Here is a 21518-nt window from a genome sequence, read left to right as displayed (position 1 = left end):
CCCCTGGTTTTGGACTCATTTCTCGATCTACCGGTGCGCGAACTGGTCGCGCGCATGTCCCGTCGCGAACTGCGCGCGGAAACCATCGTGCGTGCAGCGATTGAGCGTATCCAGGCGCAGGACGCTGCCATCCATGCGTGGCAACACGTCGGGGGTGACGCGGCCATCGAGCACGCGCGTCGCCTGGATGCCGGGGCAGTGTCCGCGCCCTTGCACGGCATCCCGCTTGGTGTGAAGGACCTGATGGATACCGCCGACTTGCCGACCACCTATGGGTCGCCGATCTACGCGGCCCATCGGCCCGGGCGCGATGCCGCCGCGGTTGCGCTGGCCCGAGGTGCCGGCGCGGTGGTGGTGGGCAAGACCGTGACCACCGAGTTCGCGACGTTCCAGCCGGGCCCCACGTGCAACCCGCGCGCCCCGGCGAACGCGCCCCGCACGCCGGGCGGTTCCTCCAGCGGCTCGGCGGCAGCCGTGGCGGCCGGCATGGTGCCGCTTGCATTCGGTACCCAGACGGCAGGCTCGATCATTCGTCCTGCCGCGTATTGCGGTGTCGTTGGCTACAAGCCCACGCACGCCACACTGCCGCTGGCAGGTATCAAGCCGCTGTCACCATCCCTGGATACCGTGGGTGTGCTCGCGCGCAGCGTGGATGATGCGGCGCTTTTCATCGGCGCCCTGGCCCGTGACGTGTCGATCGCAGAGGCCTGTGCCCAGGCAACCGCTACTTCGCTGCGCGTCGGGATCGTCCGTACACCGCACTGGGATCGCGCCAGCGAAGGGGCCCGTGACGCGCTGGAGACGGCGGCACGAGCGTTGCAAGGCCTTGGTGCGGTGGTGCAGGAAGTCGAATTGCCTGCCGTGTGCAATCGCTTGACGGAGGCCCAGATGGACATCATGGCTTTCGAAGCCGTTGCGGCATTCGCGCCGGAGGCAAGTGACGCGGCGGCAAGCTTCAGTGCGGCGTTTGCCCGCCAGCTCGATGCGGGGCGCGCGGTGACGGGAGAGCGCTTTCGCGCCGCGCTTGCGCTGGCCGAGACGGCAAGGACGTCCCTGGCGACGTCGCTCGAAGGGTTCGATGTCGTGCTGGCGCCCAGCGCCGAAGGCGAAGCCCCCGAGGGTTTGGCCGCCACCGGCGACCCCATCTTCTGCCGGATGTGGACGCTGCTCGGCACGCCGTGCGTCCATGTGCCGACAGGTGTGGGAGCCGCTGGCATGCCCCTGGGCGTGACTGTTACCGGGCCGCGCCACGCCGACGTGCGCGTGCTGGCCGTGGCGCATCGTTTGCAGCAGGCGCTGGCAATTCAGGCCTGACTTGAGGAGAAGACGTGAATCAGAAATTGCAGCCCGAGAACTTCAACCACGCCGATCACGCCGATCACACTGATCAGGCCGCGCAAACCATCGCGGAGCGGGCGCAGGATCATGTTGACGCCGGGCGCCTGTCCGCATCGCTTGCTGCCCTGGCCCAGTTTGGCGGGAGGGACGACGGCGGGGTATCACGGGAAACGCTGACCGATATCGATCTGGCAGCACGCCGCCATCTGGTGGATCAGGCGCGCGCGCTGGGCTGCGAGGTGAGCATCGATGATTGCGCCAACCTGTTCTTCCGCCGCCCCGGACGCGAGGACTTGCCTCCCGTGCTGACCGGGAGCCATGCCGATACGCAGCCGGTGGGCGGCAAATACGATGGCGCATACGGGGTGCTGGCGGGTCTGGAAGTCATTGCGGCGCTCAATGCGGCGGGTATCGAAACGCTGCGCCCGATCGAGGTGGTGTCGTGGACCAATGAAGAGGGCAGTCGCTTTGGGCCGGGAGCGATGGGCTCCAGCGCCTTTGTGGAGCCGGCGCGACTAGCCGGGTATCGCGATGCCGCCGACCCGGCTGGCATCCGTTTCGGGGATGCGCTGGATGCCGCGCTTGCGGCCAGTCACGACGTGGCCCGCGTGCCGATGGCGCGGGCCATGGCGGCCTGCGTTGAACTCCATATCGAGCAAGGTCCGGTACTGGAAGCGGCTGACGTCCCGCTCGGGGTGGTGACCGGCATTCAGGCCGTGCGCTGGTTCCGTGTCGAGTGCGCGGGCACCATGGCGCATGCGGGGACCACACCCATGGCCGTGCGCCGTGACGCGATGGCCGTGGCCGTCGCGATCGCGCAGGACCTCTACGCGCTGGCGCCGCGTACGTCTCGCGATCCGAATGCGGCGGGCGAGCCAGAACTGCGCCTGACGCTGGGCCAGTGGACGGTGACGCCGAATTCCGTCAATACCATTCCGGGCAAGGTTACGTTTACGGTTGACATGCGCTGCCTGGACGATGCGGTCCTGGACCGTGCCGAGGACGCGTTGCGTCTTGCCTGCGTGCGGCATGCGCCGGTTACCGATGTCGTGGTGACGCGCTTCTTTCACCGGGGGCCGACGTACTTTCCGGAATCGATGCTGGGATCGATCGAGCGCGCCTGTACGCGGGCCAGCCACGTTGCCGGCCGCAGACAACCCATGCGGCTCACATCGGGCGCCTTCCACGACGCCATGTACGTGGCCGATCATTGCCCCACGGCGATGATCTTCGTGCCGAGCAAGGGGGGCATCAGCCATAACGCCGCCGAGGACACCGATGCCACAGACCTGTATCTTGGCACGCGGGCGCTGGCGTACACTGTCGCCGAACTCGCCTGCCGTCAGCCGTGACAGCGCAGAATACGTGGCGGCAGTTCCCTTGAACGACTAACGACAAGCCCGCATGGCGAAGACCGCGAGCCCGATTCCGCAAGAGCCGGTCGACAGCAAGTCGGCCACCCTGACGCTTGGTGTCAAGCTGCGCCATGCGCGGCTGGTCGCCGGCTATACCTTGTTGCAACTGGCGAACAAGGCGGGGTGCTCCGAAAGCCTGATCTCCAAGGTCGAGCGTGGCCTGGCCACACCGTCCTTTACCACCCTCCATCGCCTGGCCGTGGCCCTCGATACGAATATCGGGGCGCTCACCAGCGAAGACGATACGCATCAGTCGCCAATCTTGCGGCATGGCGAACGGGCGGTCATCCGCGTCGGCGGCGTGGCGCTCGAACGCGTGGTGTTGCCAAAACGTGGTGGCTTGCTGCAGGCCAACATCCATATCGTCTGGCCTGGAGAGGCCAGCGACGGCCAGATCGAGCATCAGGGCGAGGAGGTCGGCTACGTGCTGGAAGGCAGGCTTGAGTTGATGCTTGGTGACGACACCTACCTGATTGGCCCGGGAGATGCGTTTACGTTCTCCAGCCAGGTGCCGCACGGCTACCGCAACGTCGGCGATGTCGTGGCGAAGGTGCTTTGGGTGAATTCGCCTGCGACGTTCTAGGCAACGTTCGTCGCAGGAAGGCAGCGCCTATTCGGAAAGCGGGGCGTCCACAAGAACATTTTCCCTGAGTCGCCGAATGCGTTGATCGACGAAATACCCACCGCCCTCCACGTAGCGCAAGTATGCGCGTTGGCAAACCTTGCACGTCGAGACCGTGCAGCGATTGGCCGGAAAATAGCGGGGGGGCAATCGGTGCCCCGGCAGCCCAGAATGTTGCGCGCCGTTCGGCACCGCCCGCGTGGCACTGTGCAGATATTCAGTACCACGCGGGCCGTTCTGCTCCCCCGGTATTGCATCGCCAAATGAAGGCCACACCCTCCGTGGCTCTCCGCAATGCCAGCCTGCACCCCGGTTGTCTGATTCCCGCTCCGCAGAAACCCCGTTTGTCGCCTACCCTACGCCGTCCGCAAGTGGTGCCATCGGGAAAATACGGAGTTTGCATACGAATGCAAAAAAAACTAGCATATGTATTCAAGATCAGACATTGGGGCCTCTCGCCATGTGCCTCCTGACGGGGACACAAGAGAAATGACCGATAAATCTGCAATCCAGGCGCTGTGCGCCGGTCGCCCGGTTGCTGTCGTGGGCGCCGGTTTGGTGGGGGCGGGCTGGGCCATTGTGTTTGCCCGGGCGGGGATCGACGTGAAGATGTTCGACGCCAATCCCGACATCACGGCGCGCGCCGTGCCGCTCATCGAAGCACAGCTGGCTGGCCTGCACCGGTACGGGCTCATCGACGAGGCGCCGGCTGCCGTGCTGGCCCGCATCACGCCCGTCGCTACGCTGGCCGAAGCAGTGGAGGGCGCGGCCTATGTGCAGGAGTCCGTGCTCGAACGCGTCGACGTGAAACGCCAACTGATGGTGGAACTGGACGCGCTGGTTTCCTCCGACACGGTGATCGGCAGTTCCACCTCCGGTATCCCCGGTTCGGCCTTTGCATTGGGCCTGTCCATCTCGCCGCGCGTGCTGATCGCCCATCCTGTGAACCCCCCGTATCTGGTGCCGGTAGTGGAGCTGGTGCCGTCGCCCGAGACGGCTGCGCGCACCACTGAATTCGCCGACGCGCTGATGCTGGCGGCCGGCCAGACCGTGGTCCATGTGCGCAAGGAGGCGGAGGGTTTTGTCCTGAACCGGCTGCAGGCCGTGCTGCTGCGCGAAGCCTGGGCGCTGGTGCAGGACGGTGTGGCCAGTTGCGAGGACGTGGACAAGACCATCCGCGATGGCCTGGGCTGGCGCTGGTCCTTCATGGGGCCATTTGAAACCATCGACCTGAATGCACCCGGCGGCGTTGCCGATTACGCGGTGCGGCTGGGGCCCCTGTATCAGCGAATTGCGCAGTCGCGCCAGCACGACGGGCCGTGGGACGCGGATCTGATCCGGCAGGTGGAATCGCAGCGCCGCGAGCACCTGTCACACGCTGATCTGGAAGCGCGCCGAGCCTGGCGCGATGAGCGCCTGATGCAATTTGCCGCGAGCCGGCAATCTCGCGAGTCGCAGGCCTGAGCACGGCCGATCCGGAGTTTCGCAGCATACCGCCATGACACAGGGCACACGGCCTGATCGGCACGCGCAAGGTCACTGAAGCAAAGCCCGACGGGTACACGTTGCTCTTGCAGACGCCAGCCATCGTGCTGACCAAGCACGCGCCTTCCTTCACGGGCACGGACCCGCTGGCAAGCCTGGTACCGATCACCAATATCGCCCAATCGCCGGGTGTCATCGTCGCGAACGGCAAGTTTCCGGCAACCTCGCTGCCTGAACTGATCAAGTATTGCAAGACTGCAGCGACGCCGTGCTCGATGGGCACCGGCGAAAACGTGGCCAAGCTCTTCGGCCAGCAGCTCAAGGCAGAAGCGCTGCCCAACCTGATCGTCGCGAACTACAAGGGGACCGCAGCGATCATCACTGACATGATCGCCAACAACGTCAACTTCGCGGTGACAGGGGTGGCTTCAGCGCTTCCGCACCAGAAGGCCGGGACGTTGAAGATCGTTGCCAACCAGGGCACGCATCGTTTCAGTGGCGCGCCGGACGTCCGCACGGTGGTGGAGACCGGCATGCCGCAATACGAATACACCACCTGGTTCGGGCTGTTCGCGCCAAAGGGAACACCGCCCGAGATCACCCGCAGCATCTATGCCGCCGTGCGCGAAGCCATGCGTCATCCCGAACTGCAGAAGGCCATCGCGTCGGCGGGTGCCGAACCGCTGGTGAATACGCCAGACGAGTTCGCTGCCCAGGTACGCAAGGAGGACGAGCGCTTCACGGCGTTGGCGAAGCGCTACCCGCTCAACTGAACGAGTGCAGCGGGCGATGGCAGCCCCACCGTGAAAATGAAATCGACTTCCACCGACGCGCCTTTTGGCAATTGCAGTACGCCTACGGAGGTTCCTGTATGCAGCCCGCCGTCGCCGCCTTCTCCCAGCGCCACAATGTCGCCCGGCTGACGCCCAGTTGCTGTGCGGCCATCTGCCGGTTGCCACCGCACGCCTCCAGAACTTCGAGCACGCTGTCTCGGGGCGTACCCAATCGCGCCCGCTGTGGATCGCACGGCTTTGCTGGCTTGACGCCAGGGGACGGGCTGCGGTCGGCGGCGGTCCCGAACAGTTCCGGGCAATCGTGCCGGAGATCGGCAAAAGCGATCCGGCGCGGGTCTTCCCATTGGGAGAAGAACACCGCCATGCGCTCGCAGATGTTTTCCAGCTCACGGATATTGCCCGGCCACGCATAGGCCTGGAGCTGGGGCAGTACGTGTGCGACGAGCGCCTTGCCGTCGAGATGGGAATCCAGTCGTTCGAGCGAACGGCGCAGCAGGAAGTTGGCAAGCAGTTCGATGTCCTGCCAGCGTTCGCGCAGCGTGGGCAACGCCAGCTGCAGCGTATTGATCCGGTAGTAGAGATCCTGCCGGAACTGTTTGGACGCGATCAACTGCGGTAGCGCCTGGTGCGTGGCGGCAATGATCCGGACGTCGACGGGAATCGGTATGGCGCTGCCCAGGCGGAGAATTTCCCGCTCTTGCAGTACGCGCAGCAGGCGGGTCTGCAGGGACACGGGCATGTCGCCGATCTCGTCCAGGAACAGCGTGCCGGTATGCGCCGTTTCGAACAGCCCGCGCTTGCCACCGCGCCGCGAGCCGGTAAACGCGCCTTCGTCGTAGCCGAACAGTTCGCTCTCCAGCAGGGCCTCTGGAAAGGCCGCGCAATTGATGGCGACGAAGGGCTTGGCGGCACGCTTGCTCTCGTTGTGGATCGCCTGCGCGAACTGCTCCTTGCCCACGCCACTCTCGCCCGACAACAGCACCGTCAGATCGGTTCGCGCAAAACGCCGCGCGGTCGCGCAGGCGCGCTCGAACGCGGGGCTGGCGCCGATGAGGTTGTCGAAGCGGTTCCGCGCGCTGCGGGGGTGGCGGCGTTGCTGGCTCCGCAGGCTGGCATCGGCATCCTGGATGTTGCGGGCGTCGTACAACGTGATGGCCGCACCCACCGTCTCCCCGTGCTCGCGGATTGGCGTGCGATTGGCAATCCAGTCGCGCTGGGCGAACCGGAACACGCTGCCGCGCTCCTGGTTGCCGCTTGCCAGCGTCGATTGCAGCGACAACGCCGGCTCGACGTCATCCATGTGCTGCCCCAGGATGCGCGCCTTGACGCGCCCGAGCAGGATTTCCATGGGCGGATTCACGGCAATCACGCGATTGTCGCGATCAACGGCCAGCACTGCATCCTGCAGGTTGTGCAGCACGCCGTTGAGCTGGTCGTAGCGGCCGGCTTCGAGCCTGGCCACGCGTGCGAGTTCGATGGCGTCTTCGATGCCCTGGCGCACGGCATTGATCGAATAGGCCAGCCGGCCCTGCATGCCGTACTGCTCGGCGAGCTCCACGACGATGCTCGAACCCACCACCACTTCATAGCCGTCCCGCCCCAGCAGTTCGAAGCACTGTCGCGCCTCGTCGGGTGTGCGATACGCATACTGGGCCACTTCGATGTTGAGCAGCTCGCGGATGGCGTCCAGTTCCGGAATGCACTCCCCGTACATCACCACGCCGACCCGGCTCGAAATCCGTCGGGCGCTGAAGAGGGCCATCAGGATGTCGAAGCCGCTGAGCTTGATCGTCGCCACCGGGGCATCGAGCGCGCTGCGCAGAATCGTGGCATTGGCGCCAGCGCTCACAAAGACGTCCGCCGCGTTATCGCGCAGGCGGTCGCGCGCGGCGTCCAGCGCGGCGTCGAACGAGCCGTCTACCACCTCGATCGTCGCGCGCGAGGCGAACTCTTCGAGGACCGTCATGGCAAAGCGGCTCAGATGCCTGTAGCTGATGAAGCAGATGCGCGGCAAGCTGCCGCGCTCCGGGGTGGCACTGCGCATGGGTCTCCTCGCGTTTCATCGATGTTGCATCGATGTTTCATGGCGTTTCATGAGTGTTTCATGAAACAAGGCCCCCGTCATTCGGGGTCTTCCATAGTCATTTGAAAATCAATGGGTTACAGGTTTGTCTACTCCCTGGCATACCGATTGCGCTACCGCTTGCATACGATCGAAGGAGAAACGAATGCAGGCGCTTGGACACATCACCGTGCTGGACTTGACCCATATGCTCTCGGGCCCGTACGGCACCATGCTGCTGGCGGACCTAGGCGCGCGCACGATCAAGGTGGAGCCCCCCGGCACGGGCGAAGGCACGCGCCAGTTGCTGGCCGACAGCGAGGACTATGCGCGCGACGGGATGGGCGCGTACTTCCTGACCCTGAACCGCAACAAGGAAAGCGTCTGCATCGACCTGAAGTCGGACGAGGGCCGTGCGGTGTTCCTGGATCTGGTGCGTCAGGCCGACGTCGTGTTCGACAACTTCAGCGCTGGTGTGACCGAGCGGCTGGGCATCGACTACGCAACGCTCAGCGCCGTCAATCCGCGCATCATCACCTGCTCGGTCACCGGTTTTGGCCAGACCGGCCCGGATCGGCAGCAGCCCGCGTTCGACCAGGTGGTGCAGGCCATGGGCGGCGGCATGTCGATCACCGGGATGGCGGACGGTCCTCCGGTACGTAGCGGGATTCCGGTGGGCGATCTGGGCGGCGGCGTGTTCGGCGCCATCGGCGTGCTGGCGGCGTTGGCCGCACGCGAGCAGACGGGCATTGGCCAGCACGTCGATATTTCGATGCTGGACGCCCAGATCTCACTGTTGAACTACATGGCGACGATGCACCTGATGTCGGGCCATGTCCCCGAGCGCATCGGCAACAGCCACTTCGTGCACGTGCCATACAACACGTATCCGACCCGCGACGGCCATATCATCATCGCCTGCATCGGCGATGCGTTCTTCGAGCGTTTCCTGAGCGTGATCGATCATCCGGAACTGCGGGCGCCCGAGTACCTGAAGCAGCCGGGTCGCTTTGCGGACAAGGCGCGCATCGACGCCATCATCGCCAATGAATTGCAGGCCGAATCGTCCGCATACTGGCTGGGGCGCCTGCGGCAGGCCCGTATCCCCTGTGGTCCGGTCAACGACTTTGCCCACGCACTGGCCGAACCCCAGGTCGAATACCGCGACATGATCGTGGAAGTGCCACTGAGAAGCGGCGGAACGGTGCGCATGCCAGGCAATCCGGTCAAGCTTTCGGGCGTCGCGCCTGCAGCCTATACGTGTCCGCCGGCGCTTGGCGAGCACACCATGACGGTCCTGCGCGACGTGCTGGGCTACAACGACGAACAAGTGGCGCGCCTGCGCGAAGCCGGAGCTGTCGCATGAGCCACGACGCTACCGAACGCGCCGGCGCGGCGCCGGCGCTCACGATTACCGACGTTGCGCCGCGCGATGGGCTGCAAAACCAGGCAGTCGCCATATCAACGGACGCGAAAGTCGAACTGATCCGCCTGCTGGCCCGTGCCGGTGTGCGCAGCGTGGAAGCCACAAGCTTCGTCTCGCCGAAGGCGGTCCCGCAGATGGCGGACGCCAGCGACGTGGTTCAGCGCGTATCGCGGCAGCACCCGGCATTGCGGCTGTCCACGCTGGTGCCGAATTTAAAGGGGCTGGAGCGGGCGCATGCGGCAGGCGCCGCCGAGATCGCCGTGGTCCTGTCGGCCACCGAAACGATGAACCAGCGCAACATCAACATGGGCCTGGCTGCGGCGACGGCGGTCAGCGAGCAGACCCTGTTGCGCGCGGCTGAACTCGGCCTGCGCACGCGCGCCTATGTGGCGGTGGCCTTCGAGTGCCCGTTCGAAGGCGTCGTCAACGCCGATACGGTGCTTGATCTGGCTTGCCGCATGCTGGAAGCGGGCGCCGGGGAAATCGTTATCGCCGACACCATCGGCGCTGCGGCCCCTGCCGCTGTCAAGGCCCGGATGTCGATGCTGGCGCAGGCTATCGCTCCAGACATGCTGGCGGTGCACCTGCACGACACCCGGGGGCTGGGCGTCGCCAATGCATGGGCCGCGCTGGAAGCTGGCGTGCGCCGTTTCGACGCCAGTGTCGGCGGCATCGGCGGATGCCCGTTCGCCCCGGGCGCTGCCGGCAACCTTGCCACCGAGGATCTGGTGCTGATGGCCGAACAGTGCGGCCTGACAACCGGCATTTCGCTCGATGAGTTGCTCGACGCAGTCGAGTTTGCCGAGTCGCTCCTGGGTCGACAACTGGGCGGCAGATCCAGCGCGTGGCTGCGACGTCGGCGTGAGCGCCAGCGCGCCGCGGCCTGACCGATTTTCAAAGACGGCACCCGATGCCGATCCGGCTGCCAGGCAGGCGGGAACAAACAAGAGGAGACAAACGATGTGGAAGGTTCGCTGGATGCGAGGCGCACTGGGCGCGATGGTCTGGACGGCAGCAGCGCTGGGGTCCGGGCACGCAGCCGCCAAATGGCCCGAGAAGCCTGTGACGCTGGTGGTGCCCTACGCGCCAGGGGGCGGGACTGACATCGTCAGCCGTCTGGTGGCGCAGAAGCTGTCCGAGCGCTGGGGGCAATCCGTAATCGTGGAACACCGTCCCGGCGCCAACGGCGTGATAGGGTCCAGCCACGTCCAGAAAGCCGCGCCGGACGGCTATACGCTGTTGATGGTGGTGGGTTCGCACGCGATCAACCCGGTGCTGATGAAGAGTATCCCCTATGACACGGTACGCGGCTTCACGCCGATCACCCGGCTTGCCATATCGCCGATGGTCCTGGTGGTATCCAAGTCCAACCCCGCGAAATCGTTGACCGACCTGGTGGGCGCGGCGAAGAACCAGCCGCTGGGCCTGGGCTATTCCGAAGGCCAGACGCGCCTGACGGGCGAGTTGATGCGCCAGGCGGGCAACCTCAAGACGATTCCGGTTTCCTACAAGGGCGGCGCGCAGATCATGGTGGACGTCATCGGCGGGCATGTCGGTGCCGGATTTACCAGCGTGCTGACGGCGCTGCCACACGTCCAGAACGGCACCCTTCGGGTGATCGGCGTCGCAGCAGACCAGCGCATGTCGCTGTTTCCGGACGCGATGACGTTCAAGGAGGCCGGCCTTGACGCAGTCGAGTCCTTGAACTGGTATGGCCTGTTCGGGCCGGCTGGCATGCAGAACGCCATCGTGGACCAGATCCATCGGGACCTGCAGCAGGTCACTCAGGACCCGGCACTCGCCAAGCAGATGAAGGACCAGGGCGCCACCATCGTCCTGACCCCGCCGGCGGAGTTCCGGACTTTCCTCGGCAAGGAGACCCAGAAGTGGGCCGACGTGGCCCGGCGCGGCGGCATCCAGCCGGAATAAGCGCTACAGTTTTCGGGCATTTCGAGGTTATCCGACAATTCCGACTGGGAGAGGGCATATGGATCTGGAACTCGCTGGCAAACGTGTACTGATTACGGGAGGCAGCCGCGGAATCGGGCTGGCCTGCGCCAAGGCATTCCTGCGCGAGGGCGCGCGGGTTGCCATCGTCGGTCGCAGCGAAGCGAACCTCGCTGCTGCCGTGGCATCGCTCGCGGCAGATGTCAGCGACGGCGAGCCGTTCACCGTGGCCGCAGACCTGACCGACGCGGTAGCGGCGGCCCGGGCTGTCGAGGCTGCCGTGACGGCGCTGGGCGGCATCGACATCCTCGTGACGTCGGCCGGCGGCGCACGTCGCACCCCGCCGGCGGAACTGACGCCTGCGTCCTGGCGCGATGCCATGGACGCGAAGTACTTCAGCTACATCCATGTGATCGACCCGGTCATCAAGCAGATGGCCCAGGCCGGAGGCGGCGCGATCGTCAACGTAGTGGGGATGGGCGGCAAGGTGGCCAGTCCCACGCATCTGCCGGGCGGTGCGGCCAATGCGTCGCTGATGCTGGTCACGGCCGGTCTGGCGGCCGCCTACGGCCGGTCGGGCGTCCGCGTTAACGCGGTGAATCCGTCGGCTACCCGTACCGAGCGACTTCAGCAAGGTCTGGAGGCCGAAGCGCGACTGGCCGGCACCACGGTCGACCAGGCGCTGCAGGCGGCCAGCGCGCGAACCGGTCTCGGGCGGCTTGCCGAACCGGAGGAAATCGCCGACGTCGTGCTGTTTCTCGCGTCGGCCCGTGCAGCCTATGTTTCCGGCGCGATCCTGTCCGTCGACGGCGCTACCACGCCTATCGTCGTCTGATCGAGCCAGCGCGGTACCAGCTGTCCGGTAGTCCAACATAACAGGCGATAACGCCAATACTTGCTGTCGCAGGCAGGAGGAGACAATATGCAACGCCGTACCCTGATCCGGGCGCTGGGCGCCATGGCTTTCGTTACACCGGCTGCGTTTGGCACGGGCGCCTTCGCGCAGGATTACCCGTCGCGGCCGATACGCCTGGTCGTACCGTTTGCGCCCGGTGGCGTCTCGGATACAAGCGCCCGGGTCATCGCCGACAAGCTCAGCCAGCGTCTTGGGCAGCAGATCGTCGTCGACAACAAGCCGGGCGCCTCGGGCAACATCGGCACGGCGATGGTGGCGCAGTCGGCTCCTGATGGATACACGCTGCTGCTCGGGTTTGACGGCACGATGGTGATCAACCCTCACGTCTTTCCGAAAGTGCCTTTCGACACCGTGAAAGACTTCGTGCCGGTGGGAAAGATCGGCGATGCGGCGCTGATCCTGATTACGCACCCGTCGGTGCCGGCGAAGAACCTGAAGGAACTGGTGGCCTATTCCCAGACCCGCCCCGACGGCCTGTCCTATGGCAGCGCAGGCACCGGCAGCACGCCGCACCTGGCTGGCGAACTGCTCAAGGCCCGTACGGGGCTGAAAATGGTCCACGTTCCTTACAAGGGCGGCGGGCAGGCGATGGGCGATCTGGTGGGCGGCACGCTGCCGGTGCTGTACACCGCCGTGGCAGGCGCGCAGCAATACGTGAAGTCGGGCAAGGCGACCGCCATTGCGGTGTCCGGTGCCAACCGGGTGCCGGCACTGCCCGACGTGCCGACTCTGGAGGAATCGGGCGCTCCCGGGCTGGTCAGCGATTCCTGGGTGGGACTGCTGGCGCCTGCCAGGACGCCCAGGGAAATCGTCGATCGCCTGTCGAAGGAGTTGAATGCGGTGGTCAACCAGCCCGATACGCGTGAGCGGCTCGCCACGCTGGGCATTGTGCCTGTGGGCAACACCCCAGAAGCGTTTGGCAAGCAGATTCAGGCCGATCTGAAGAGGTACGGCGAGGTGGTGAAAACCGCCAATATCAAGGTCGAATAGCAGACCGTCGATGCATGTGAACAAGGACCAGACGTTCGCGGTCAGCCGACCCAGTTCACCGCCGGAAATGCAGCCGCAAAATTGAGACGGGCCATGACGGAAGTTGCGATGCGTTGGAGAGCGGATCGCAATCTTAGTGGATCCCGGGCAGCCTTATCGAGCCCGGTTGCACAAATAGTCTGATGCAGCGGGTGCCTGAGGGCGCACTGCTAACGACATTCCTGCCGCTGCTGGCAACGCGCGACCCTGGCGCCCGCCCATTTACAAGCGCTAATGGTACAGATGGGTATTGTCTGGCGCCTCGCCGATGCTTTTGCCAAGCGGCTGGAACAACGTGTGCCGGCGAAAGTTCTGGCTGTCCGATTTGGCGCTGTCCTTGGCGAACCGGGCGGCAGCAGGATAGTCCATGGGTTCCTTGTCTTTCTCGATCTCAAGCAATTGCGCGGGGGCATCCACGCGCACGCTATAGCGCCCGAGGTTATAGAGCAGGTACATGGCGTAGAGATTATCGAAATCGCGGTAGGCTCCTTGCTCCCTGCGGAAATCCAGGGAGAGCACAGAAGGAAATCGATCCGGCAAGTCCTTGAAGGCGATCTTTGGATCCTCGCGGGGCTCCACATAGGAGGAACCGACGTACTTTTTATAGAGGACGACATCCATGCGATACCCACGTTCGTTCCACGCAGACATCAGCTTCATTGCCATCTCGGTCGGGATATTGGCGGTAGCGGCCGCCACTACCCGCCTTCCCCGGAGCGCACGTGGGCTCTTGACCTTGAGGTCCTGGTAGCCGGCGCCGTACTTGAAAGCCGCGCCGATCGCTTTTGCGCAATTCAGGCGGAAATAGTCGTACTTGATTTCGCCCCGGTGGTAATCGGCATCAGTCGCGCGCCGGTGGTAGTCGGCGTTGACGCGCTGAAAGAAGGCAACCAGCGATTGCCTTTCCTGAGCCGGGACGCCGAAGACGCGCACTCCGATGACCGACCGCTTGTAGATTTCGCCATAATCCAGGCCGAATACGGTCGCCTCTGACAAGGACGAGGTGGTCCCGAACAGGTATTCTCGTTTGGGAATCGCCAGGATCAGATCTGAGGTATCGAAGCGCGTCGCGTGTTCGACGGTGCGATCTGCGTAGAAGTTCGCGGAATACACGGTGTCATCTTCGGATGACGTATCGCCTCGCACCGCCAGGGCAATGTGACCTGCCGATCCGCCCTTGGATGTCCCGAAGCTGATCAGTAACTCCAGGTCAATCGGGTCTTGGTGAAGGACGGCAGAGACCTCATCGATATTCGCAGGAGCCGGGCCGCCCTTGCTGCCGAACTCGGCCGCAGGGGCGCTGCCCGCCATGCAGGCAATGACAAAAATGAGGTAGCCCAGAATTCGTGATGTCATGACTGTTTGCCGAACCGGCTGCAACGCCCGCATTGAAATCAAATGATTTCTGCAACCTTATCGCGTCCAAGGGGGCAAAGGCGCAAGGGGCAAGGAAAACAGTCTCGGGCCGGAGGAGAAACCCGGCCCCGCGCATCACTTTTTGTGCCGTTTGAGGCTCAAAATTCCGGCGGGCCGTGTGTTCTTACTTGGCCGTCGGCATGGCGAATTCCGGGCCGCGAGCGGTGTCATTGGGCCAGCGCTGCATGACGCTCTTCTGCCGGGTGTAGAAGCGCACCCCTTCTTCGCCATAGGCGTGCATGTCGCCAAACAGCGAACGCTTCCAGCCGCCGAAGCCGTGCCATGCCATCGGCACTGGGATGGGCACGTTGATGCCGACCATGCCCACTTCGATCCGGCGGGAGAACTCGCGGGCGACTTGACCATCGCGGGTATAGCACGCCACGCCGTTGCCGAACTCATGGTCGTTGACCAGCTTCACCGCCTGGGCAAAGTCTTCGACACGCACGCAGGCCAGGACGGGGCCGAAGATTTCTTCCTTGTAGATCCGCATTTCCGGGGTCACGTTATCGAACAACGTTCCCCCGGTAAAGAAACCTTGCTCGTGCCCGGGAACCTTGTAGTTCCGCCCGTCGACCAGCAGCTTCGCACCTTCCTCGACACCGATGGCAATGTAATTCTCGATGCGTTCCAGGGCTTGCCTGGTGACAACCGGGCCCATCTCCGCATCGGCTTCCATGCCGTTCCTGATAACGAGTTCGAGGGCGCGTGCCTGCAGCTTCGGGATGATCTTGTCGGCGACATCGCCAACCAGAACCGCCACCGAGATGGCCATGCAACGCTCGCCGGCCGAGCCATAGGCCGCACCGATCAGTCCGTCCACGGCCTGGTCGATATCCGCGTCCGGCATGATGACCATATGGTTCTTGGCGCCGCCGAGCGCCTGGACGCGCTTGCCCAGCCTTGCGCCTGTCTCGTAGATGTAGTTGGCGATAGGGGTTGAGCCAACGAAGCTCACCGCCTTGACGTCATCGTGGTGCAGCAGGGCATCGACAACGGTCTTGTCGCCCTGAATGACGTTGAAGACCCCGTCAGGCAAACCGGCCTGCTTGAGCAGCTTTGCCATGAACAGCGAAGCTGACGGATCGCGCTCGCTGGGCTTCAGGACGAAGCAGTTCCCGGCGGCAATGGCTACCGGGAACATCCAGCACGGCACCATGCACGGGAAGTTGAAGGGGGTAATGCCTGCGACCACGCCCAGCGGCTGGCGCAGCGTCCAGTTATCCATGCCCGTGGAGACCTGGTCTGTGAAATCGCCCTTGAGCAGTTGGGGAATTCCGCACGCAAATTCGATGATGTCGATGCCGCGGCTGACCTCGCCGGCTGCGTCGCTCAGGACCTTGCCGTGTTCGGCAGTAATGATCGCCGCCAGTTCGTCCTTATGCTGGTTCATCAATTCGAGAAACTTCAGCATGACGCGCGCACGCCGGATCGGCGGCGTATCCGCCCATTGCGGGAACGCGGCCTTGGCGCTTGCCACAGCAGTGGCCACATCTTCCACGGTGCCCAGGCGAACCTGACGCGCGATCGCACCGGTGGCCGGATTGAACACGTCCTGGGAACGCGTGCCGGAGCCACTGTATTGCTCACCAGAGATGTAATGGATGACTTCGGTGGAATCGTTGAAAGGCGCGATCACGGGCATCTCCTGTTCGTTGTGCGTCTATGCGGTGAACGCAGTATATGAACGCCTTCCCGGACGAGGTAGCCATGCATTTTCAAACATATTGTTCACGTTTTTGCACTGGTATCATGTCACAGATACGAAAAAGTGGGTCTGGGAGAGGAGGGCTGCAGCATGCGGCAGGGAAACGTCGAAGCGCTTTGGGAGCATCTTCACTGGCTTGTCGTGCTGGATCAGCAAGGCAGTTTCAGCAAGGCGGCTGCACGGCTGGGTGTCAGCAAGGCGTCCATGAGCCAGCATGTTTCGGCGCTGGAAAAGGCCGCCGGTGTGATGCTTGTCCAGCGCACGACAAGAAGTGCGACGCTGACGGCGGCGGGGCGCGAACTGGTCGATTCGATGCGGGGTGCGTTCGACCAGATTGCGACGAGCTTCGCGAATGTCCGGGATTTGGCCGGCGCACCCAGGGGGCGACTGCGCGTCACCGCACCGGTTGCGTTTGCTCGCCAGCAACTCGTTCCGCAACTGCCGGCCTTTCTGCGGCGGTATCCGGACATACAGGTTGAGCTGGATATGTCCGACAGAATCAGGCCGCTCGCCCAGGAAGGCTTCGATCTTGCCGTCCGACACACCGCCGCGCCTCCGGAGACCCATGTCGCATGGACGCTGGCATCCACGCGTACGGTGCTTGCGGCCAGCCGCGCATATCTTCGGGCCAATGGGGTGCCGGAATCACCAATCCAGCTTGCAGAGCATGCGTGTCTGCATTACCCCCGAGCGCAAGGGGCGACGACATGGACCTTTGTTTCCACAGATACCAAGGCCGCTGACCCCGTCACCGTCCCGGTTTCGGGGCCGCTGGCCGTCAACAATAGCGAGGCGTTGCGCGACGCCGCGACCGCAGGCCTGGGCATCGCACTGCTCCCCGATTTCACCGCCCAGTCTGCGCTTCAGAGCGGCCGCCTGGTGGAAGTCTTGCCCGAATGGCGATCCACCGGGGCATTCGGCGAATGGCTGTATGCCATTCGGCCCTACGCGGCACACGCGTCCCGCGTGTCGCAGGTTTTTGTTGAGTTCTTGCGAGAGGCGTACGCGGAGGGGTTTGCACCGCGAAAACCAGACTAGTGGATGGGAGACCTTACAGCAACTCGATCTTGGCAAGCGCCGCCAGCCGCTTCCACCTGGCGATTTCCTCCTTTTGATAGTTGTGCAGTTCAGCCGGAGTGGAAACAATCAGCGATGTGGACTGCCGCTGGTAATAGTCCTTGACCTCGGCGGATCCGGCAGCCTGGGCGAATAACTCGCCGAGTCGCTGCGCGACGGGCGCGGGCGTTTTGGCAGATACGGCCGCCGCCACCCAGTTGTAGGCCAGGAAATCCGGTACGCCGGCCTCGCTGGCATTCGGTACATTGGGCAGCAAGGGCGAACGCTGGGGCGCAGTGAAGGCCAATGCGCGCAGCTTGCCGGATTTCACGAGTTCGATGGCACCGCTGGCGTCCACGACCGCAAAGTCGACATTGGCAGCCAGCACGCCATTGATGGCATCGCCCGCACCCTTGTATGGCACACCCGTCGTCTTCATGTGGCTCAATTCGTTCAGCCACTCGCTATACAACGTGTACGAGACCGAGCCCGTGCCATAGTTGAGCGCGCCGGGTCGCTTGTGGGCATCCGCCACCAATTCCCCAAGCGTTCGATACGGGGAATTGGCCGGCACGATAATCAGGCAAGGCCCACGCGACAACAGTGTGATCGGCGTAAAGTCGGTCAGGGGATCGTAGGGCAGCTTGCGGAAGGTGGCGGCATTGGTGGAGAGCGTGGAATTGCTGCCGATAAATACCGTGTAGCCATCGGCCGGTGCGCCAAGCAGCGTCTGCACCCCGATAAATCCGTTACCGCCGGGTTTGTTTTCCACCACAACGCCCTGGCCCGTCAGGTCGCCGATCTTCTTGGCAAAGATGCGGGCGGTCATATCCGTCCCGCTGCCGGACGGAAATGGGACGATGAAGCGGATTGGCCGGTTGGGAAATGCCTGGGCCCTGGTGGGCAGAGGAAGTCCAGCCAGACCCGCGGCGCATGCGGCGCCGGCCATCAGTGTGAAGCGCCGCCGCGAAGGACTGAGGGTAGTTGTCATGTTGTCTCCTGTCGGATGTCCGGCGGTGTGTCCCGCCGGTACGGGTAGGTCAGAGGGGTGCCGGAGCAGAGGGCGCGCTAGCGCTTGAGTCCCAGGAGTTCGCGGGCAATGACCCAGCGATGCACTTCAGATGGGCCCTCGTAGATGCGCATCAGACGGGTTTCGTTGGCCATCTGCTGAAGCGGCATCTCCTTCGTCATGCCCATCGCACCGAATGCCTGCATCGCGTGGTCGATCACGTCCCATGCCATTTCTGTCGCGAACACCTTGATCATGGAGACTTGCGTGCGTGCCTCGTCGCCACGGTCGATGCGGGCTGCCGCTTCGTAGGTCATCAAGCGGCATGCGTGGATGCGGGTGGCGGCGTCGGCCACCCACCATTGGATGGCTTGCCGGTCTGCCAGCGGTGCGCCGAAGGTACGGCGTTGTGGGGCGTACTCGCACAACATATCGAGCGCGCGCTGGGCCCGGCCGATGCACCAGGCCGCCATCTGCACCCGGCGGCTGGACAGGCGCGTCTGCATCGGCGCAAAACCCTGGCCTTCCACGCCCAGCAGTTGCGAGTGGGGAATCCGGCAATCTTCCAGCACCACCTCGTAAGTAGAAGCGCCGCCGATCATCGGGATACGCCGCTCTACCTTGAATCCTGGGGTGTCCCGGTCGACGAGGAAGGCGGAGATGCCGCCACGGGCGCCACGCGTCTTGTCGGTGACAGCCATTACGATGGTCCAGTCAGCACGCGCGGCGCGGCTGATCCATATCTTGCGGCCATCAAGTACCCAGTCGTCGCCATCGCGCTCGGCGCGGGTGGTCATCATGGCGGGATCCCCGCCGGCGCCAGGCTCCGAGATGGCGATGGCGGAAACGGTCTCGCCGCGTGCATACGGCTCCAGATACCGCGCGCGTTGTGCAGCATCCGCAGTCTTCAGCAGCATGCGCAGGTTTGGCGAATCGGGCGGCAGGTCGTAAGGTGTGATGGTCTTGCCCAGTTCCTCGTTGACGCCGACCATCGCCACCACCGGCAGGTCTGCACCCCCCATTTCCGTGGGCGCATCCAGGCCCCATAGCCCAAGTTCGCGCGACATGCCGTCCAGCCTGTCCTGATCCTCCTGTGCCAGGGTGAGCTGGCCGCCCTCGGCCTCTCGCGCAAGCACGGCCGGCTCGAGCGGAATCAGTTGTTCGCGGACGAAGCGCGCCACCAGATCCTTGAGCATCTGGTGTTCTTCATCGAGTGCGAAATGCATGCGTGTCTCCTCGTGATGTGTTGGTGGTATCAGGCGCTGGTCGCGCCGCCGTCGACAGTCGCGATTCCGGCCTCACGCAGTACCTCCTCGGTGTGCTCACCCAGCAACGGCGCGTGGCGGCGCAGGGCCAGCGGTGTGGCCGAGAATCGCGCGGTAGGACGCATTTCCCGCAGCGGTCCCTCGGTGGGGTGCACGGTAGGCTGGAAGAGTCCTACTGCTTCCAGATGTGGGTGCGATGGCAGATCGTCGGGGGTATAGATGGGGGTGGCGGGTATATCGAGCGCTTCGAACAACGCCATCCACTGCGCCGTAGTGCGTCCGGGCGTGATCTCGCCAAAGTGCTGGTACAGCGCGCGAATGTGGGCGTTGCGCTCGGCGCGGCTGGCGATGTTGTACTTCTCGGCGAGATCCTCGCGGTCCACGGCGCGGAAGAACGCTTTCCAGTGCCGATCCGTATAGGGCAGCGCGCAGATCCAGCCGTCGGCCGTTTGCGCGGGGCGCCGGCCGCCTTCGAGCAATCGCGCATAGCCGGCACGTCCCGTAGCGGGATCGAACGTCAGCCCGGCAAGATGTTCGGCCATCACGAAGCTTGCCATCGTTTCGAGCATCGGCACTTCAACGGCCTGCCCCTCGCCATGGCGCTCGCGATGCAGCAGGGCGGCCAATACGGCATTGGCCAATACAATGCCGGTGGTCTTGTCTGCAATCAGGCTCGGCACGTACTCGGGCCGGCTGCCAGCGGCGGCGCCCAGGGACACGAGACCGCACGCGGCCTGGATGATGTCGTCGAATGCCGGCTTGTCCCGGTGTGGGCCGTCCTGGCCAAAACCTGTGGCCACACAGTAGACGATGCGTGGATTCAGCGCTGCCACGGCGGCATGGCCGAAACCCAGGCGCTCAATGGCCGCCACGCGCATGTTGTGGATGAATACGTCGGCGCCGGCGATCAGTTGCCGCAGCGCCGTCGCACCGGCTTCGGTCTTCAGGTCCAGCACGACCGAGCGCTTGTTGCGGTTCAGCGCCAGATAGATCGAACTCATGCCCGGATTGCGCGAAACGCCATTGGCGCGCATCAGGTCCCCTTCGGGCCCTTCGATCTTGATGACGTCCGCGCCCAGGTCGGCAAGCGATTGCGTGGCGAGTGGCCCGAGGACGACTGACGTGAGGTCTAGTACGCGGATGCCATCGAGAGGGCCGGTGCAGGCTGGCTTCGGTGTTTGCATCGTCCTCTCCTCAGCGGCGGTGAAACACAGGTGTGCGGCGCTCGGCCATCGCAGCAACGCCCTCACGGAAATCGTCGGAGGCAAACTGCTGGCGCTGGATGGCCAGTTCGCGCTGGTTGGCCTCGGCAACGCGGTCTGCCAGACCCAGCCGCAACGTCTCACGCGTACTTTCTACGGCTAGTGGCGCCGACGTGGCGATCTCGTGCGCCAGGGCCAGCGCGCGAGATCTCACCTCGTCCTTTGCCACCAATTCATCGGCCAGGCCAATGCGTACGGCTTCCTCGCCACCGATGCGGATACCCGTGTAGAACAGGCGGGCAGCCTGTTGATGGCCTATCAGGCGCGGCAGCGTGACGCTCATGCCGAATCCGGGGTGAAAGCCCAGGCGATTGAAGTTGGCGCTGAAGCGGGCCTCGGAGCACGTGATGCGGAAGTCGGCAACCAGCGCGAGGCCCAGGCCAGCGCCAATGGCGGGCCCTTCGACGGCTGCGACAATCGGTTTGCGATTGCGGTACAGCTTCATCGCTTGCACATAGAACGCCGACGGGTCACGTGAAACGGTGCCGCCGCCGCTGAAGTCGGCGCCCGCGCAGAACGTGCCGACTCCGGAAGTCAGCGCCACCGCGCGGCAACTGTCATCCCTATCGAGTTCCAGCAATATTTCCGAAAGCTGCCGCATGACGTCCACATCGACGAAGTTGTGAGGCGGGCGGCAGATCTCGATCAGCGCGACGTGCGCGTCGCGGGTCGTGGTAATGACAGAGGTAGCGAGGGTCATGTCGGGACATTCCGGGGCGTGATGAACGCAATCAGTATTCGCTGGCCCGCGCCGTCGCGCTACACTGC

General features: G+C 64.3%; 18 protein-coding genes. 11 read left to right on the top strand and 7 right to left on the bottom strand.

Annotated elements, in window-relative coordinates; genetic code table 11:
* Positions 1–9 precede the first annotated feature (9 nt).
* The 5 genes from A9J21_RS02220 (at position 10) to A9J21_RS02200 (ending at position 5633) form a co-directional block, all read left to right on the top strand.
* Positions 10–1314: an amidase gene (locus tag A9J21_RS02220; protein ID WP_066731425.1), complete on the top strand. Its 1305-nt coding sequence runs from the start codon at positions 10–12 to the stop codon at positions 1312–1314.
* A gap of 89 nt (positions 1315–1403) precedes the next feature.
* Positions 1404–2690 (top strand): M20 family metallo-hydrolase, encoded by a 1287-nt coding sequence (locus A9J21_RS02215; protein ID WP_066731477.1) that lies wholly within the window; start codon positions 1404–1406, stop codon positions 2688–2690.
* A 52-nt stretch (positions 2691–2742) separates the two neighbouring features.
* A complete protein-coding gene (locus A9J21_RS02210) occupies positions 2743–3336 on the top strand; it encodes a helix-turn-helix domain-containing protein (RefSeq protein ID WP_066731423.1) in 594 nt (197 codons plus the stop codon).
* A gap of 528 nt (positions 3337–3864) precedes the next feature.
* Entirely contained in the window at positions 3865–4839 is a 975-nt protein-coding gene (locus tag A9J21_RS02205; protein ID WP_066731421.1) for a 3-hydroxyacyl-CoA dehydrogenase, read from the top strand.
* A 53-nt stretch (positions 4840–4892) separates the two neighbouring features.
* The gene (locus A9J21_RS02200) at positions 4893–5633 is read left to right on the top strand and encodes a tripartite tricarboxylate transporter substrate binding protein (protein ID WP_082926190.1); all 741 of its coding nucleotides are present in this window, start codon (positions 4893–4895) and stop codon (positions 5631–5633) included.
* Between the two features lie 82 nt (positions 5634–5715).
* Here A9J21_RS02200 and prpR read toward each other — a convergent pair whose 3' ends face one another.
* Positions 5716–7698 (bottom strand): propionate catabolism operon regulatory protein PrpR, encoded by a 1983-nt coding sequence (gene prpR, locus A9J21_RS02195; protein ID WP_066731417.1) that lies wholly within the window; start codon positions 7696–7698, stop codon positions 5716–5718.
* Positions 7699–7882: 184 nt separating this feature from the next.
* Here prpR and A9J21_RS02190 point away from each other — a divergent pair, with 184 nt between their 5' ends.
* The 5 genes from A9J21_RS02190 to A9J21_RS02170 all read left to right on the top strand — a co-directional run bounded on the left by A9J21_RS02190 (position 7883) and on the right by A9J21_RS02170 (position 12995).
* Positions 7883–9082 carry a CaiB/BaiF CoA-transferase family protein gene (locus A9J21_RS02190; protein ID WP_066731415.1) on the top strand — a complete coding sequence of 400 codons (1200 nt, stop codon included), beginning with the start codon at positions 7883–7885 and terminating at the stop codon, positions 9080–9082.
* The gene (locus A9J21_RS02185) at positions 9079–10029 is read left to right on the top strand and encodes a hydroxymethylglutaryl-CoA lyase (RefSeq protein ID WP_066731414.1); all 951 of its coding nucleotides are present in this window, start codon (positions 9079–9081) and stop codon (positions 10027–10029) included. The genes A9J21_RS02190 and A9J21_RS02185 overlap by 4 nt, the downstream gene beginning before the upstream one ends.
* A 73-nt stretch (positions 10030–10102) precedes the next feature.
* A complete protein-coding gene (locus tag A9J21_RS02180; protein WP_082926189.1) occupies positions 10103–11071 on the top strand; it encodes a tripartite tricarboxylate transporter substrate binding protein in 969 nt (322 codons plus the stop codon).
* Positions 11072–11129: 58 nt separating this feature from the next.
* Positions 11130–11924 carry an SDR family oxidoreductase gene (locus A9J21_RS02175; RefSeq protein ID WP_066731413.1) on the top strand — a complete coding sequence of 265 codons (795 nt, stop codon included), beginning with the start codon at positions 11130–11132 and terminating at the stop codon, positions 11922–11924.
* A 123-nt stretch (positions 11925–12047) separates the two neighbouring features.
* The gene (locus A9J21_RS02170; RefSeq protein ID WP_231906785.1) at positions 12048–12995 is read left to right on the top strand and encodes a tripartite tricarboxylate transporter substrate binding protein; all 948 of its coding nucleotides are present in this window, start codon (positions 12048–12050) and stop codon (positions 12993–12995) included.
* Between the two features lie 270 nt (positions 12996–13265).
* Here A9J21_RS02170 and A9J21_RS02165 read toward each other — a convergent pair whose 3' ends face one another.
* Positions 13266–14390, bottom strand: a complete 1125-nt coding sequence (locus tag A9J21_RS02165; RefSeq protein ID WP_231906780.1) for a hypothetical protein — start codon at positions 14388–14390, stop codon at positions 13266–13268.
* Between the two features lie 184 nt (positions 14391–14574).
* A complete protein-coding gene (locus tag A9J21_RS02160) occupies positions 14575–16086 on the bottom strand; it encodes a CoA-acylating methylmalonate-semialdehyde dehydrogenase (RefSeq protein WP_156545631.1) in 1512 nt (503 codons plus the stop codon).
* 162 nt (positions 16087–16248) lie between these two features.
* Between A9J21_RS02160 and A9J21_RS02155 the strand changes: the two genes are divergently transcribed.
* The gene (locus A9J21_RS02155) at positions 16249–17196 is read left to right on the top strand and encodes a LysR family transcriptional regulator (protein WP_066731471.1); all 948 of its coding nucleotides are present in this window, start codon (positions 16249–16251) and stop codon (positions 17194–17196) included.
* A 13-nt stretch (positions 17197–17209) separates the two neighbouring features.
* Here A9J21_RS02155 and A9J21_RS02150 read toward each other — a convergent pair whose 3' ends face one another.
* The 4 genes from A9J21_RS02150 to A9J21_RS02135 form a co-directional block, all read right to left on the bottom strand.
* On the bottom strand, positions 17210–18205 hold the full coding sequence (locus A9J21_RS02150; RefSeq protein WP_066731405.1) for a tripartite tricarboxylate transporter substrate binding protein: 996 nt from the start codon (positions 18203–18205) through the stop codon (positions 17210–17212).
* Positions 18206–18282: 77 nt separating this feature from the next.
* Positions 18283–19449, bottom strand: a complete 1167-nt coding sequence (locus tag A9J21_RS02145) for an acyl-CoA dehydrogenase family protein (RefSeq protein WP_066731403.1) — start codon at positions 19447–19449, stop codon at positions 18283–18285.
* A 29-nt stretch (positions 19450–19478) separates the two neighbouring features.
* On the bottom strand, positions 19479–20672 hold the full coding sequence (locus tag A9J21_RS02140; RefSeq protein WP_066731401.1) for a CaiB/BaiF CoA-transferase family protein: 1194 nt from the start codon (positions 20670–20672) through the stop codon (positions 19479–19481).
* Positions 20673–20682: 10 nt separating this feature from the next.
* Positions 20683–21450: an enoyl-CoA hydratase/isomerase family protein gene (locus A9J21_RS02135; RefSeq protein ID WP_066731393.1), complete on the bottom strand. Its 768-nt coding sequence runs from the start codon at positions 21448–21450 to the stop codon at positions 20683–20685.
* Positions 21451–21518: the final 68 nt, after the last annotated feature.

Source organism: Cupriavidus sp. D384 (assembly GCF_001652915.1).
Classification (GTDB): domain Bacteria; phylum Pseudomonadota; class Gammaproteobacteria; order Burkholderiales; family Burkholderiaceae; genus Cupriavidus.
Note: the sequence above shows the minus strand (reverse complement) of the source record. Positions and strands in the feature narration are given on the sequence as shown.